Origin of the sequence: Mesorhizobium sp. B1-1-1, from assembly GCF_006442955.1 — a bacterium.
Taxonomy (GTDB): domain Bacteria; phylum Pseudomonadota; class Alphaproteobacteria; order Rhizobiales; family Rhizobiaceae; genus Mesorhizobium.
Genome location: NZ_VFWW01000005.1, coordinates 187,284 through 203,178, shown reverse-complemented (window position 1 = coordinate 203,178; position 15,895 = coordinate 187,284). Strand labels below are relative to the sequence as shown.

Here is a 15,895-nt window from a genome sequence, read left to right as displayed (position 1 = left end):
CCGTCTAGCCCGGCATCTCCAGCCCAAGCGCCTCGATCATCGCCGGGTCCAGGGCGCGCGTGGTGTCGTCCATCATGCCCATGCCGTCGAAGAGGGCCCAGAAGGCCCAGGCAAAGCCGAACGACTCTGCGCTTTGCCTGACGTCGGCGATGTAGCGGGCGCGGTCGGGATCGGGCGCGGCGACATAGCGGGCGTCGGTGCGCAGCGCGCCGAACTCGCCCATGATGATGCGTTCGGGCGCGATGTCATGGCTATCCGCCCAATCGCGCGCCTGGCTAAGGTATTTGTCGATGAACCAGCGGCCGGGCTGGGCGTCAAAATAGACCTTCAGCACGCGCTCGGTTTCCGCGTAGGCGGCTTTCTTGTCCGCTTCGGAGATTTCGGCGCCCTCGGCCATGCGCGCCCGCACCGAAGCCAGCGTCGCCTCGAGCGAACCGGCCGAGGCGGGCCACGGCACGTTGTTGAGCGAACGGTAGACGGATTCGCTCATCCACGGCGCGCCCTGGTGGCTGAACAGGTAGGGCTCGTAGAAGTGGAAGGTGAACAGGATCGGTTCGAAGGGCGAGAGCGGCGCCGGATCGAGCGCGGTCAGCCCGCTCACCATGGAGCCGCAGCCACCGGTCACGACCAGCGGCAGGGTAACGGACGATGCCCTGGCTTCGGTCAGGAGCGCGAACTGGACCTGCGACCAGACGTTGGACTCGCAGGATTGCTGCGGCTCGTTGACCGGCTCCAGCGCGACCTTGCCCGATGGAAACCGCGCCAGCCGGCCGGCAAGCTCGCCGATCAGCGTCCGATAGAGATCGAAGGCGGGCGCGGCAGTGCTGGAGACCATCCGGTCCGGATTCCAATAGTGGGTCGCGCTATTGGCCTGCACGTTGACGATGATGCCGAGGTCGGCGTCGAGGGCGGCGGTGACGGCCCGATCGAGCATCGCCAGCAAACGGCCGCGCGTGCCGGCATCGCCGGCCAGGAACGGGCCGGGATCGACCGGCAGGCGGATGAAATCGAGACCCGTCGCGCGCAGCCTGCGCAGATCGGCCGCCGTCGGGACCGGCCGCTGCTGGAATGGAGGCCAGTCGTAGTCGGTACGGGGTGCGGGGAATTCGCGCGTCAGCGAAAACCAGGGGAAGGCGTTGACGCCGCGCCGGAAGCGCCATTCGCCGGTGGCGGCCAGGCTGGACGACACGGGAGAAAGCGGCGCGAGCAACGCCGCCGTGGACAGCGCCGCTCCGAGAACCCGCCGGCGCGACCACGTCGTCATGCGTGCGAGGGATGGTCGACCGGAACGGCCTCGCCGGCGACGACGCCGAGCAGCCGGAAGGCTTCATTCTCATAGGCCAGCAGCACGTCTTCCCAGCGGAAGGCTTCGCGGGCGCGCGCCCTGGCGGCCTCACCGCAACTCTCGACCAGGGCGTCGTCTTCGATGGCCCGATCGATCCGGCCGGCGCAAGTGCCGGTATCGGTGAAATAGAGGGCGGCGGCGCCCGCGGTCCACCTGTTGTAGGGATTGTCGTGGGCGATCACCATGTTGCCGGCCGCCAGCGCCTCGACCAATGACGGGTTAGTGCCGCCGACCGTGTGGCCATGCATATAGGCGCGCGCGTGGTACCGCAGCGCCTTCACGGTCGCCTGGTCATAGATGGCCCCGGGCAGAACCACCGAGCCGTTCGCGGCCTTGCGGATGGCGGCGTGATAGGGGATTTCATCCGAGAGCGTTCCAAGCACCACCAGCTTCATGTCGCGCTTTTTGCTGCAAAAGGCTTCGACGATCGGCAGGATGTTGTTGTCGGGCTCGATGCGTGCGATCGAGATCAGGTACTTTCCAGGTTCGAGCCCGAGCGCCCTGACCGGTGCCTCCGGCGCCGTCGTCACCGGATCGCCGCCATAGGGGATGGTGACGATCGCGCTGCGCGGCCGGCGTGTCGCCAAATGATCGGCGATGACAGGATGATCGGCGACGAGGCGATGCGAGGTCCAGGCGCCGATCCATTCGTTGAGCCAGAACCAGCTTCGCGCCGCCAGGCCCCATTTGGGGCGGCGCCATTCGATGCCGTCCATGTTGGTCATGATCTTGCGCCGCATCAGCCTGAGCCAGGTCAGGAAAAGCGCGCCATTGTAACCCAGCACGAGGCACACGCCGGGCCGCCGCACGGCATCGCGCACGCATTGCCAGTCGAATTCCAGCGTCGCGCGCGGACCTTTCGAGGCGACCTGGATGTGGATGAGTTCGATGCCGCGCCAGGTTTCGCTGCGCGCCCTGTGCTCGACACGCTCGACTTCGTCCTGGCAGTAAACGCCGACCCTCCAGCCGCGTCCGGCGAGGAAAAGCGCCAGCTTCTCGGCGAAGGTTTCAAAACCGCCATGGGCCGCGGGTATGCCGCGCGTTCCCAGGATCAGGATGGAGGGCTTTGATGTCATGGCCGACGGGACTTTCCGGAATGTTCATTGCACCAGAACCCACCCTGCGACTTCCAGCCGGGCAAGAGTGGGAGCAACTGTCGCAGAACGTCGTAAAAAATTCTTACCAAACGCCGGAGTTGTTTCATTATCGGTCAACTTTCCGGGCGTATCTGTATCGAAACGAGGCGTTGCCGGGGTTCCTCGGCCTAACCGCCTGGGAAAGCGGACCGGGCATGATCCTTGCTCCTGGACTTCGGCAGCCATCCGCCTCGCGCGATGCTGGATGGGGTATGAACCTGGCGGGATATTAAGATGCGGATTGCCTGCGTTCATCAGGGCTACGAACTCTATGGCTCCGACCGAAGCTTCGCGGAAAGCGTCGCAGCCCTGCGCGCCGCGTTTCCGTCCGCCGACATCGAAGTCGTGCTGCCGCGCAGCGGGCCGATCGTGCAGATCCTCGAACCGCATGCCAGCCGGATCGTCTTCGAGCCGCTCTGGGTGTTGCGGCGCCAAGCCATCCTGCGCCTCGCGACCGTCGAGATGGCGCGCCTGCCGCTGGCCCTATGGCGGGCATGGCGACGTCTGAGGCAATGCGATCTGGTCTATGTCAACACCTCGATCGTGGCCGACTATGCGCTGGCCGCCCGCCTGCTGCCTCACAAGGCTGTCCTGCATATCCACGAGATCCCCGAAGGTTTCATGCGCACGATCCTGGTCGCCTTGATGCGCTGGAGCCATGCCGACCTGATCTTCAATTCACGCGCCACGCGCGCCGCTTTCGGCATTGCCGGACGTTCACGCACGCATGTGGTCTATAATGGCGTTGCGGGCCCGCCGGCGGCCGAGCCGATGCGCTATGACGGCAGCCGGCCGTTGCGGGTGCTGCTGCTCGGCCGCATCAACAGGATCAAGGGCCAGGAAGTGCTGCTCGAGGCGGTCGCCTCGATGCCGCCGGAATTGCGCTCGCGCATCGAAGTGCGGCTGGTGGGCGGCGCTTTCGAAAGCACCGAGCGCGAACTGGCCTTGGCCGAGCTGGTGAACACCATGGGATTGGCCGATCGCGTCAGCGTGCTGCCGTTCATACCGGACCCCTCGCAACACTACCGCTGGGCCGACATCGTCACCGTTCCGTCGCGGCGCCCGGAATCGCTGGGCCGCGTCGCCATCGAGGCGATGGCCTATGGTCGGCCGCCACTGGTATCGGCGATCGGCGGGCTGGTCGAGGTGGTCAGCGACGGGGAGACCGGCTGGCATGTTCCGCCGAACAACGCCGCCGCCCTTGCCGCGAAATTGCAGGCGATCATCCTGCGGCCCGAGGCCTGGCGCGGTTTTATTGCCGCCGGCCGTGCGCGCTACGAGACAGTCTTCAGCGAACCGGTCGCAGCGGCCGCGATCGCGGCGATCGCCGCCGACAAGCTGAAAGTGACGATGGCGAGGCCGGGCAGGCCGGCAACCGCCCGCCAGGCGGAGACCCGGCCGTGAAATTCCCGGTCCATCTGCTGCGACGCCTCGTGCTGATGGTCGGCGGCGAGGCGATGCAGAGCGGCTTTCACTTTGCCCTCAACATCGCGCTGCTGCACATACTGTCGGCGCAAGGTTACGGTCTCTTCGCCATCGGCATGGTGATGGGCGGCGTCGGCCTGTCGTACATCCGCTCGCTCACTGCCGTCCCCGCCTCGATATGGATGGGCAAGAGCACCAACAGTGCCGGCGTCGATGCCCATGACGTGGCCTTCGGAACAGCGGCTTTGGTAGTGTCGCTGCTGATGGCGGTCGGCACGGCGATCCTGATGCATCTGCTGGGCGATCCGAGCGGCATCGCCGCGGGCTGCTTCGTCGGCGCATGGTCGCTGCGCAGCCACATGCGCACGGCATTGTTCGCTCGGCGCCAGCAGGTGATCGTCTCCATCAGCGACGCCGCTTTCACGATCACCGGCATCATCCTGACCGGACTGACCATGTGGTTGGCGAAGGACGCGCTGCAAACCGTGTTCTATGCGCTTGCGGCCGCAAATCTACTCGGCATCGTCGTCCTGGTTCGGCTGGCGCGCCGCACACCTCGCATCAGCTTCCGCATGCCGACGCGCCGCCGCTATACAAGGCTCTGGCCGCAGCTGCGCTGGTCGGCGTTCAGCGCGACCACCACGAACATCCAGGGTCAATGCCTGGCCCTGCTGGTCGCGGGCATTGCCGGACCCGCCGCTTACGCACCGCTGGCGGCGGTCCTCGTGCTGTTTGCCCCACTACGCATCATCAGCCTTGCTCTCTTCAACATGACGCAGCCGGAGCTGGCGAAGCTGATGCGTAACAACGAAACAAGCCGTGTCTGGGCGCAAGCGAAGATCTGGTCGCTGGTCATGGGGATCGGTGGCCTCGTCTATGGATGTGCCATCCTATTCGTCCTGCCGATGATAAAATCCCAGGCCCTCCAGGATGCCTCGGTCGGATTCATCGGACTTTTCGTGATCGCGAATTTCATCCCGGTCATGCTTTATGTCATGCCTCGCATCATCCTTGAGGTCCTCGGTGATTTCCGGACCGTCGCGTTCATCACGACCGGTGGCGCAATAATCGGGCTGACGCTGATCGCAATCCTGCTGGCAATCGCGCCTCCGCCGTGGTCGCTGTTGGGTTCCGCGGTCTCCGAAATCTTCGTCCTTGCGGCGTCATGGTATTTCGCACGTCACCGCATATGGAACATCGAGCACCCGGACCAGCAGCGCGACAGCTGGTTGGGCGGGTGGCGGCGGTCGGTCCCGTTCGCCCCGGTAAAACGGTAGCAGAGACCGGTGGCAGGCGAGGCAGTGAGGGTGTAACGGACGCACGCGGCGGGAAGGCCCCGTTTGTCGTCGGCGTGGTCTCACGAATGGCCCCGACGTGGCACGACCGATCGGTGCAATTTCTGAGTGTCCATCAACGCACCGTTCATGCTTTGATGCTAGCGATCGACCTGAGCGCAAGTGCCCAACGTCTCACCGGGCCTCATGGCAGGTCGACGAGCTGGGCACGCGGGCAAAGGTTCGACTAGTTCGGCCATCGGCCGGTAGGCGAAAGCAACGAACATAATGGCGCCAAAGGTCTGGTCCTGACCGAACTTTGCCGTGGTTTACGATGCGGGGGTATCGCAAGCGCTGCCATTGGTCCGCAACCATGGCTTTCGTGCGCTCCAACGCACGGCTGCCCGGAGCGGTCCTGAGTTGGCGGGGTTTACACTGCTTGCGTGGACGATGTTTATGGCCGGCCGGGAGGACAGGAGAAGCATGTGGCAAGCCACGGGAACGGCTCCCAAGACGGATCTATCCGATGGGTTATTGTCCCCGACTGCCGCCAGCGCCGGTACAGCCGCGCGCTTCAAAGCCCGGCTGCACACCAGCCTCGACACTGTAAAGCCGCTCTGGCTGCGATTTCAGGCCGATGGCGTGTGCACCGCGCATCAGCATTATGCGTGGGTCGAGGGGATCGCCAAACGGCTGATGCCCAAAGGCGCGGAACTGCTTGTCGTCGAGGTCAACGACGCCGCCACGGGCGCGCCGGTCATGCTTTTGCCGCTGATGCGGCGCCGGGCGCTGGGCCACTCCGTGATCGAATGGTTGAGCTGCGGCGTCTGCGATTATTCGGCACCGCTGCTGGCGGATGATAGGGCATGGACCAGGCAAGGCGCCGACGCCGCATGGGCGGCAGTCCGCGCCGTGCTGCCACCGGCGGATCGCATCCATATCTTGGGAATCCCGCAACAGATCCAACGAGTCGCCAATCCTCTGGCGCTGCTTTCGGCGGCGCACGATTCCCTCCAGATCACCTCCGGCCTAATCCTGCACGGCGAACCGGAAACGCTTATCAAGCGCATCTGCAGGCCCTCCTTCGCCAAGAGCTTTCACAAGCATTGCCGCCGCCTCGAAAAGCGCGGCGGCCTGAGCCTGGTCGAGGCCGACACGCCGGCGCTGACGGAAACGCTCTTTGACACGCTCCTTGAACTGCGACTGAAGCGGTTTCGCGAGCTCGGCCGTTTCGACCTTTTGACGCAGGAGCCCGTCGTCGACTTCTACCGAGATGCCGCGCTGCATGGCCTTTCCGACGGCTCGGTGCGCATCTTCGGATTGCGCGGAGGGGAAGCCTGGCTCGCCGTCATCTATGTACTGGTCAGGAAAGGCACGCTCCATACCCTGTTGCTTGGGATCGACCAGAATGCCATTGCCCCGCCGGGACTGACGACATTTGGCAAGCTGATGATGTGGGGGCGCGGGCACGGGTTCGACTATTTCGACCTTTCGGTCGGCAGCCAGGGCTATAAGGAGCACATCGGCGCCGCCAGTTCGGTGCTGGCGGAACTGTGCCAGTCGATGACACTGCGGGGATGGGGCGCCACCGCCTATATTTCGCTGCGCTGCCGGATCGAGCTTTTCATTCGCTCCAAACCGCGGCTGCTCAAGGCCGGCCAAGGCCTGGTGCGCGGCCTGCGCCGCTTGCGCTGACAGGCAACCGAGCTGATCCGCAATGAACCCTAAAACGTACAGCATCGATTTGCAGGACCGGTCGAGAGGACGCATCGCGAGGGCGCTGCGGTTCGTCCGGCAGCAAGGAATCCTCGAACCGTTCCGGCTCGTGCGACGGCATGGCCTTGGTGACAGCGGCCGCTTCGTCGCACGCAACATCCGCCATCTCGTTGCCGACCGGCTGGCGCGCCAGTGGGATCGCGACAATGGCGTCGACACGGCGGGTTCGATCCGGCTCGACGCGCTCGATGTCGTCGGACCGCACCGGGACCAGGGCAATGAATGCGTCTGCACGTCGCCCAGATCCTTCGCCTTCATCATGGACAGGCTGACGGACGATCTTGCAGACTACACCTTCATCGATATCGGTTCGGGCAAGTCGCGCACGCTCCTGCTGGCCTCGCACTACCCGTTCGCCGCGATTGTCGGTGTGGAGTTCGCGCGGGAGCTCGTCGCAATCGCCCGGCGCAACATCGAGCGATACAAGAGCCCGGCCCAGAAATGCCGCCAGATTGCAGTTATCGAAGCGGATGCCGCGACGTATGAGTTCCCGCCGACGCCGCTGCTGGTCTATTTCTACAATCCCTTTTCCAGGGACGTGTTCGAAATCGTGCTGGGCAATCTCATGTCGTCGCTGGAACGGCACCCGCGGCCCTGCCTCGTCGTTTACGGCAGTTCGAGCCACAGGGCCATCGAATGGGCGAAGCCCGCCATCCACGATGCCGGGTCTTTCCACCAACGCGTGACGCCGCCCATGCCGCGTTTCCTCGACGCGGTGCGGACCATCGATTACGCGATCTTCGACTACCGGCCATCATAAAGGGCGATTTTGTCAGGGCCGGCGGCCGGCCGGGTTCAGCAGCCGTTTCGTCAGCACCCGCCATGCCGTCAGCGGCAGTTCGATCAGCCCCGGCAGCAGATCGTTTGAGGCGAACGCCGCCCAGGATCGAACCGTCGCGAAGGAGTTGACATAGGCCGCGATGCCAAGCCTGCCGCCCAGCATCAGCGTCACGGATGAAACAGCGTCGCGGGCCAGATACATCCATGCCGTTCCCGGGCGAGCGGTAGCGGCTGCGGTGGCCCGGCCGTTCACTGTCTCCCACAGCATCGCGCCCAGGTCGACGCCGGCAGGCGCGCAAAGTCCGAACCACGACCAGGGGCGCGGATTGACGTCGAGAAGCTTGAGCGTGCCGTCGCGACAATCGTGCTTGAATTCGACCTCGACCAGGCCGCTATGGCCGATCGACGACAGCAATGTGCGCGCGGCAGCGACGGCGCGGGGCTCGTCGACGATCTCGACGAAGGTGCTGGTATAGCCGAAGTCGACCGGATACTGCCGCGAGCGGCGCGCGGTGAACTCCGCGATCGGCTTGCCCTCGTTCCAGAGCGCGGCGTAAGAGAATTGGCTTTCTCCCCCGCCCGGCACGCGCTCCTGCACGACGACGTTTTGGCCGCCGACCTGTTCGGCCGCGTCGCGATAGGCGGCAAGAAACGAGGCCCTGTCGTCGGCCTGGACGACCTTGGCCCTGGCGATGCGGGTGTTGCCGCCGCCCATGTGAGGCTTGAGAACGACCGGAAAAACCATGTCCAGGGATGAGGCCTGCGCCATGGATGCGATGTCATAGGTCCTTGGAATGGACAGCCGCAACTCGGTTGCCCGCCTGTAGAGGAGAGGCTTGTCGCAGACCCACTGCAACGCATCCCAGGAAGGCAGCAAGATCTTATAGATCGCCGACAGGGCGGCGAGGTTTTCCGAGACCAGGCGAACCTCTGGATCGGCGGCCGGGATCAGGAGGCATCCCTCCAGCCGGTGTTTAGGCGCCGCTTCCAGCAGAAACGGCAGTGCCCGCTCATCGTTTGGGCCGGGCCAGCGGATGGTGGCTCCGACAAATCGCGACCAGCCCGGCAGCGGCGAATCATTGGTGATGTAGGTGAGGGGCACTTTTTGCGCGCCGAGGCTGCGCGCCAGGGCAAGCGTGCCGTGCGCGCCCCCAAGAAACACTGCGCCTGACGTCGCCAAGCCTACATCCTCACATGCTGTCCGGCACGGCCGGTTGCCCAGCTCTTCCGCTTTGACAGGCGAGAGCCCCGCCTGATCGCGCTGATACATGGCGGGGCCCGCGATGCTCAACGCGGCTTCGGGCCGGCGGGAACCGAGGCTTCGCCCAGTCTCACGGTGGAGCGCCGTGCGTTCTGCCCCTTGCTTCTGGCAGTGCGTATGAAACGGGTGACGGCCTGCGCCGCATACGGGGTGGCGGCGGTGAAACGCATCAACGGGCCAAAACTCGCGACCGCGCTGGCGCCGACAAAATGCAGGCCGGGAATGTTCGATTCCAGTCCCGTGGAAAGGACAGGCGATCCGTCGCGGCAGGCGATCGCATCGAGGAAATCGGGGGCGAAGAGCCCGAGCTTGCCGATGTCTATGCGATAGCCGGTCGCGAGCAGGACGTGATCGTAAGCGGTCGAGCCGTTCTCGAACCGCAAGTCTAGTCCGGAGTTGCTGGCGGAGGCGCCGACGATCACGCGGCCGGCCTTGACCTTGATGCCGCCGAAGTCCGGCCGCAGCCAGCCTGACGCGCCGGCCCTGAGGCCACGCGCATTGACCCAGCGTCGCGCCGCCGCCGGCAAACCATGCACGAGACCCGGCGCCTCGATCAGCCAGGACAGCGGGAACGGGCCGACGCGCGAGGGCGACGCCAGGAGTTCCTCGGCGGCGCCGAGCACATTGCGGCCCCGGCTGCTGGACGGCGCGCCCAGCCAATGGATGTCGCCCCGGCAGACGAGTTCGACGTCGGCTCCCGCCTTTCTCAGCAGGACGGCGGATTCGCAGGCGCTCTGTCCGCGTCCGACAACGGCGACATGCTTGCCGGCAAAGGCTTCGAATCCAATGTGCGCGCTGGTGTGGCTGACCAGTTCGGAGGGCAGGCCGGTGAAGGCGGCGGGCACCAGTTCCTGGTTCTTCAGGCCCATGGCGACGACGACGCGGCCGGCGCGAACCGCATCGCCGTCGGCAAGGATCAGCCGGAATCCCGCATTGGTCCGTTCGACACGGCTCACCATGCGCGTGTCGAGATCCGGAACCGCCTGAGCCTGAACCCACATTCCATAGTCGACGAAATCTTGCCGCAGTAATGGCTCGCGCAATTGGACACGCTGGCCGCTGGCGTAGGAATCGAGGGAGAGCGGGCCGTTCGGGTTGCCGATAAAGGTTGCGCGCCAGGGCGAGCGAAGCCGCATGCCCCGAGGCATGTTCTCGCGCCAAAAGCCCATCGGGCTGCCAAAGGCAAGCACGTCTACATCAGCTGCCCTGAGCGCCGTGGCGACGCCAAGTCCGAAAGGTCCGGCGCCGACAACAGCCACTTCACAGTCATTGCTTCGCACGGAAGCGGTCATGAACCTTGTTCTCCTGGATGGCCGCGCCATCCCCGCGCCGCTCTGACGCATTGGCGCCGCGGCCGGAGCCCGCCCTATTCCTAGGCGCGCCGAGGTTAACAATGCGGAAAGCAGAAGCGCCGAGCCGCCTCGGCGCATATGCCAAACAAGATGTCATATTGTTCCAGCCCACAGGTTCGCGGACATAATCGAGCCGATGCCGTCGGCTATGCTTGCGTCTTGCAGGGAAGCCGCCGCGGCGAGGAAATTGACACCCGCGCCGCTCTCCGCCATCCTTGGGGCCAGTCGCCGGACCGCGAAGAGCGGTCGAGTTCCGTGTCAGGGCGACCGAGGGCGAAGCGCATGTCCAGTGCCGTGAACAGCCAGAACTCCAAGCGTGCCGCGGTGCGCAAGGCGCTCGACCGCCACAAGGTCTACATCACCGCGCAGAGTTTTTCAGGCGGCACCTATAGGGCGCGCGTGCTGGTCGATGGCGAGGCCTACTGGGTCGACGAATTCCGCTTGAGCCAGCTGCGGCAGGGCCTGTCGCCCGCTGAGCTCGAACTGACGCCGGCGGCCGACGATTGAGCGTGGTGACTGGTTGGCAGCGACGTTTCGGCTAGTCACCCTGATACATGCCGCATCGGACCGTTCGAGCAGGCATGGCGCTCTGTTGTTGCAATTGGCTGGCTTGCGACGGTCGATGCCATGACGACGCCCTCCAAGCTCAAACCTTACCGCGCCAAGCGCGAATTCTCGAAGACGCCGGAACCGGCGGGTGGGTTGATCGCCGAGGAGGGCAACCGCTTCGTCGTCCACAAGCACCATGCCACGGCGGATCACTACGACCTGCGCCTTGAGGTCGGCGGCGTGCTGAAGAGCTGGGCGGTGCCGCGCGGACCTTCGCTCAATCCGGCCGACAAAAGGCTGGCGGTCGAGACCGAGGACCATCCGCTCGAATATATCGACTTCGAGGGCGTCATTCCCGAAGGCGAGTATGGCGGCGGGCCGATGATCGTCTGGGACACGGGCAGCTGGGCGCCGATGGAGGATGTCGAGAAGAGCTTGCGCACCGGCGCCTTCAAGTTCCGGCTGGCCGGGAAAAAGCTCAATGGCGGCTGGATGTTGACCAGGCTGAAGCCGAAGCCCGGCGAAGAGGAGGGCAAGAAGAATTGGCTTCTGTTCAAGGAGCGCGATCTCGCTTCCAATCCCACGCTCGACATCCTCGAAGAGCGGCCGGAGAGCGTGAAATCCGGCCGCCGTATCGAGGAGCTGGTGGCGCCGCCGCCGGCCAAGGCTGCGCCAAGGCCCGGCACGCTGAAGCCCGGCGCCTTGCCCGGCGCGGTCAAGGCCTCTCCTGCCGCCCGCATAGAGCCGCAGCTGGCGACACAGGTGCCGAAACCGCCGGGCGGTGACGATCCTGGCGACCGCACCGGCGAGTCCTGGCTGCATGAGATCAAGTTCGACGGCTACCGCACCATGGCGCATCTGACAGGTGGCGAGGTCAGGCTGATCACCCGCGGCGGCATCGACTGGACCAAGCGTTATGGCGATCTGCCGCATGCCTTCGCCAAGCTGCCGTGCCGGGAGGCCATCATCGACGGCGAGATCGTCGTGCTCGACGGCAAGGGCATTTCCCGCTTCGCGCTTCTGCAGGACGCGCTGGCGGAGGGCGCCGGCAGCAAGCTGCATTTCTACGCCTTCGATCTCCTGCATCTCGACGGCTGGGATTTGCGCAAGGCGCCGCTGGAAAGGCGCAAGGCGCTGCTGGCCGAACTGCTCGCCGGCCTGCGCGCCAACTCCGCGATCCAGTACAGCGATCACGTGGGCGGCGACGGGCAGGGGCTTTACGATCAGGCCTCGGAGCTTGGCCTGGAAGGCGTCGTCTCCAAGCGCGCAACCGCGACCTACCAGAGCGGCCGCACGAAGAGCTGGACCAAGACGAAGGCGCTGCAAACCGGCGATTTTGTCATCGCCGGCTACACCGTTTCGGATGCAGCCGAGGGGCTGGCGGCACTTGGCCTTGCCGAATTCGAGGACGGCGAGCTTCACTATCGCGGCAAGGTCGGCACCGGCTTCGACGCCGAGACCGCGGCCGATCTTCTGGCCCGGCTGGAGCCGCTCACATCAGGCGCCATGGCGCCCGAAGGCGCGCCGCGCGAAATCATGCGCGAGATGCATTGGGTGAAGCCGCTGTTTTCAGCCCATATCCATTACGCCAACCGCACGGCGGACAATGCTCTACGCCATGCGGTGTTTCGCGGCCTCAGGGATGTCGGCCTCTCGACGCCGGTTTCGGCCAAGCGCAAGCGGCTGATCGCGGAGGCTGACCTCGCCACGATCTGGGTCACCAACCCGACCAGGCGGCTGTTCGGCAAGACCGGGCCGACCAAGCTCGACATCGCCGTCTACTACGCGCTGGTCGGCGATTTCATGCTGCCGCATATTCTCGGGCGCCCGGTATCGCTGGTGCGCTGCCCGACCGGCCTGCCGAAGGACTGCTTCTTCCAGCGCCACGCCTTCACCGGCATGCCGCCTTCGGTTGCCACCTTCGAGGCGACCAACTCCGAGGGTGAGACCAAATCCTACCTCTCGGTCGAGGGCGCAAAGGGCTATCTGGCGCTGGCGCAGTTCGGCGTGGTCGAGTTCCACACCTGGGGTACGCATCGCACCAGCCTCGACAGGCCCGACCAGATTGTCTTCGATCTCGATCCGGGCGAAGGGATCTCCTGGCGCGAAGTGGTGGAGGCCGCCGTGCACATCAAGGGCGAATTGGAGGAACTGGGGCTGGTGCCCTTTGCCAAAACCTCGGGCGGCAAGGGCATCCATATCACCGTGCCGGTGACGGCCAGGCAGAACTGGAAGACGCTGCACCAGGCGACCAGCGCTATTTCCGCGCATCTGGCGGCAAGCGCGCCGGACACCTTCACCACCACAATGGGCAAGGACAACCGCAAGAAGCGCATCTTCATCGACTATCACCGCAACGCGCGCGGCCACACCTCCGCCGCACCCTATTCGCTGCGCGCCCGCACCAACCTGCCGGCCTCGACACCGGTGAGCTGGGCGGATCTGGAGACAATCGACGCGCCGCAGGACCTGAACTATGCGTCGCTGCCGGGACTCTTGGAAACGTCGGGCGATCCGTGGGCTGAGATCGACGAGTTTGCTCGGGATTTGCCTACGTTCAAATAGATTGGTTTCCTCCCCGCTTCGCGGGGGCGAGGAAACCCAAGTCCATCGACGCTTTTGACAATTTGAATTATTCTCTACTCGCGGCCCTTCCGGCGTCCTAAAACATTTCGTCAGGATTTGCCGGTAAGGTGCGGGGTCGGTGTAGGATTTACGCAGCCTTGTTCGTCCTTCGGACGAAAGCGCTGCGAAAAGTTTCAGTGCATGGCCGCGTAGGAGTTCATCATGGCGCCCAGGGCAAGTTGGAAAGGTTACCTCAAGCTCAGTCTGGTGAGCTGTCCGGTGCGGCTATACCCCGCCACCAGCGCCAGCGAGCGCATCTCGTTCAACCAGTTGCACAAGAAGACCCACAACCGCATCAACATGAAGCCGGTCGATCCGGAACTCGGACTGGTCGAGCGTTCGGACCTGGTCAAGGGCTACGAGTACGAGGACAAGCAGTACATCATCATCGAAGATAGCGACCTCGACGCGGTGCGCATCGAATCCAACCACACGATGAACATCGAGGCCTTCGTCGACGAGGACGAGGTCGACGTCATCTACCAGGACGCGCCCTATTACATGGCGCCGGACGGCGCGATGGCGGAGGAGACTTTCGCCGTGCTGCGCGAAGCCATGCGCAAATCCGGCAAGCTGGCGATCGCCCGGCTGGTCCTGTCCAGCCGCGAGCGCGTGGTGACGATCGGCGCGCGCGAAAACGGCATGTTCGTGTGTACGTTGAGGAACCCGAACGAAGTGCGCGGCACGGCTGAATATTTCGGCAACATCCCTGCGGGCAACCCGGATCCTGAAATGCTGCAACTGGCCGAAGCGCTGATCAAGCAGAAGGAAACCACCTTCGATCCGAAGAACTACGAGGACCGCTACGAGATCGCGCTGATGGCCATGATCCGCGAGAGGCTGAAGGGCCACAAGCCTATCATCGCGGCGGCACCCGAGCGCGGCAACGTCATCAATTTGATGGATGCGCTGAAGGCGAGCCTGTCGCAGTCGCAGTCGAAGCCGCCGGCCAAGTCGAAGAGCAAGGCCGACGAGAAGCCCGCCGCCAAGGCCAAGGCGGCCGCGGGCGGCGCTGCTGAGAATCCGCTGAAAGCCAACCTGCTGAAGGCGGTCGGCAAGAGCAAGAAGTGACGGCACCAGCCGGCGCCATATTCGGCACGATCGGCGCGCTGGCGGCGTTTCCGCTCAGGCTGGCGGCGCGCGAGGTCGCGCGCCAGCATGGCGAACTCAGGCGCGGTGTCATCCGGCGCACCACGCATGTCGTGTTCGGTCGCGGTCTGCTGGTCAAGGCCGGTCTGGTCAAAGCCGGGCTCACGAAGACCGGCGATGCCGACATCGAACGCCGCGTCGCCGCCGAGCGTGGCGCCGGGCGTGCATTGCTCAGCGAGAACGGTTTTCTGCGCCTGCTCGGACTGATGAAGGCGCCTGAGGCCTCCTCCCTGTCGCGGCAATCGCTGATCGATCAGTCGCGACTGTCCGGCGCCGACCTCGATCTCCTGTCGCTGTTCGATGCCTTCGAACATGACGCGGAACCCTATTCCTTCCGCGACCTGATCCTGGCGCGCAAATATGCCGGGCTGGTCGCCGGTGGCGCGACATGGGGCGCCATCGCGCGCTCGGTGCATCGTTCCGGCCCGGTGGCTTCGCTCACCGCCAAGTCGCTCGCGGTCGGCTCGGCATCCGGACGGCCCGATACGATCTATCTGGATGGCGGCGAGAGCGAGCTCGACGGGCAATTGCTGTTCGATCTCGGCGCCTCCGACGACAATCCGCTGGAAGAGCTGTTCGCCGAGGCCGAAGCGGCGGAGGAGGGCGGCGACCATGATGGTGCCGCCGCGCTCTACCAGCGCTGCCTTGCCATCGATCCAGGCGACGCGATCGCCGCCTTCAACCGCGCCAACTGCCTGCGCGCCGGCGGCCACGCGGCGGAAGCGGCCCACGACTATGCCCGCGCGATCAAACTCGATCCGGCTTTCGTCGAGGCCTGGTTCAATCTCGCCGGGCTGATGAGCGAGGAGGGCAAGACGGCGTCGGCGCGAAGGCACTTGCGAAAGGCGATCGCACTCGACGGCAATTACGCCGATCCGGTTTTCAATCTCGCCCGGCTCGAATTCGACGCCGGCGAACTGCTCGAGGCGCGGCGGCTCTGGGCGCGCTATCTGGAACTCGATGCCGAGTCCGAATGGGCCGGCGTTGCGGCCAGGGGCGTGCAGTTCGTGGACATGCAGCTGGCGAAATCGGCGGGGTAAAGCTCTTTCCTTCTCCCGTTTTGGGAGAAGGTGGATCGGCGCGCAGCGCCGAGACGGTTGAGGGGTGCGTGTCGGAATGAGGCGTTTGCGTTTCCTGGAACACCCGTCATCCGGCCGAGCTTCGCGAGACCACCCCCGGGGCGAGCCAACGGTCTCGCCCGCCCTTCGGGTCCCACAAGGGGA

12 protein-coding genes are annotated in these 15,895 nt (G+C 65.1%); 8 read left to right on the top strand and 4 right to left on the bottom strand.

Features of this window, described 5'->3' with window-relative positions; genetic code table 11:
* Positions 1 to 4: 4 nt before the first annotated feature.
* Positions 5 to 1,264, bottom strand: a complete 1,260-nt coding sequence (locus tag FJ986_RS11765) for a cellulase family glycosylhydrolase (protein ID WP_140674339.1) — start codon at positions 1,262 to 1,264, stop codon at positions 5 to 7.
* On the bottom strand, positions 1,261 to 2,421 hold the full coding sequence (locus FJ986_RS11760; RefSeq protein WP_140565371.1) for a DUF1972 domain-containing protein: 1,161 nt from the start codon (positions 2,419 to 2,421) through the stop codon (positions 1,261 to 1,263). Before FJ986_RS11760 ends, FJ986_RS11765 begins: the two co-directional genes overlap by 4 nt.
* A 294-nt stretch (positions 2,422 to 2,715) precedes the next feature.
* On the opposite strand from FJ986_RS11760, the gene FJ986_RS11755 reads away from it, so the two are divergent.
* From FJ986_RS11755 to FJ986_RS11740, 4 genes are all read left to right on the top strand, one after another.
* Complete coding sequence (locus FJ986_RS11755) at positions 2,716 to 3,885, top strand: glycosyltransferase (RefSeq protein ID WP_140674337.1); 1,170 nt, start codon at positions 2,716 to 2,718, stop codon at positions 3,883 to 3,885.
* Complete coding sequence (locus FJ986_RS11750; RefSeq protein ID WP_181169975.1) at positions 3,882 to 5,183, top strand: hypothetical protein; 1,302 nt, start codon at positions 3,882 to 3,884, stop codon at positions 5,181 to 5,183. Before FJ986_RS11755 ends, FJ986_RS11750 begins: the two co-directional genes overlap by 4 nt.
* 480 nt (positions 5,184 to 5,663) lie before the next feature.
* Positions 5,664 to 6,875, top strand: a complete 1,212-nt coding sequence (locus FJ986_RS11745; protein WP_140582521.1) for a GNAT family N-acetyltransferase — start codon at positions 5,664 to 5,666, stop codon at positions 6,873 to 6,875.
* Positions 6,876 to 6,897: 22 nt separating this feature from the next.
* A complete protein-coding gene (locus FJ986_RS11740; protein WP_140521439.1) occupies positions 6,898 to 7,716 on the top strand; it encodes a class I SAM-dependent methyltransferase in 819 nt (272 codons plus the stop codon).
* Between the two features lie 12 nt (positions 7,717 to 7,728).
* Here the strand turns inward: FJ986_RS11740 and FJ986_RS11735 are convergent, their stop codons facing one another.
* Complete coding sequence (locus FJ986_RS11735) at positions 7,729 to 8,916, bottom strand: ATP-grasp domain-containing protein (RefSeq protein ID WP_140582519.1); 1,188 nt, start codon at positions 8,914 to 8,916, stop codon at positions 7,729 to 7,731.
* Positions 8,917 to 9,023: 107 nt separating this feature from the next.
* The gene (locus FJ986_RS11730; RefSeq protein ID WP_140582516.1) at positions 9,024 to 10,289 is read right to left on the bottom strand and encodes an NAD(P)/FAD-dependent oxidoreductase; all 1,266 of its coding nucleotides are present in this window, start codon (positions 10,287 to 10,289) and stop codon (positions 9,024 to 9,026) included.
* A 342-nt stretch (positions 10,290 to 10,631) separates the two neighbouring features.
* Here FJ986_RS11730 and FJ986_RS11725 point away from each other — a divergent pair, with 342 nt between their 5' ends.
* The 4 genes from FJ986_RS11725 to FJ986_RS11710 all read left to right on the top strand — a co-directional run bounded on the left by FJ986_RS11725 (position 10,632) and on the right by FJ986_RS11710 (position 15,712).
* A complete protein-coding gene (locus FJ986_RS11725) occupies positions 10,632 to 10,856 on the top strand; it encodes a hypothetical protein (protein ID WP_140499061.1) in 225 nt (74 codons plus the stop codon).
* 120 nt (positions 10,857 to 10,976) lie between these two features.
* On the top strand, positions 10,977 to 13,463 hold the full coding sequence (gene ligD / locus FJ986_RS11720) for a DNA ligase D (RefSeq protein ID WP_140559828.1): 2,487 nt from the start codon (positions 10,977 to 10,979) through the stop codon (positions 13,461 to 13,463).
* A 222-nt stretch (positions 13,464 to 13,685) separates the two neighbouring features.
* Entirely contained in the window at positions 13,686 to 14,594 is a 909-nt protein-coding gene (locus tag FJ986_RS11715; protein WP_140674335.1) for a Ku protein, read from the top strand.
* Positions 14,591 to 15,712 carry a tetratricopeptide repeat protein gene (locus FJ986_RS11710; RefSeq protein WP_140674333.1) on the top strand — a complete coding sequence of 374 codons (1,122 nt, stop codon included), beginning with the start codon at positions 14,591 to 14,593 and terminating at the stop codon, positions 15,710 to 15,712. The genes FJ986_RS11715 and FJ986_RS11710 overlap by 4 nt, the downstream gene beginning before the upstream one ends.
* Positions 15,713 to 15,895 lie beyond the last annotated feature (183 nt).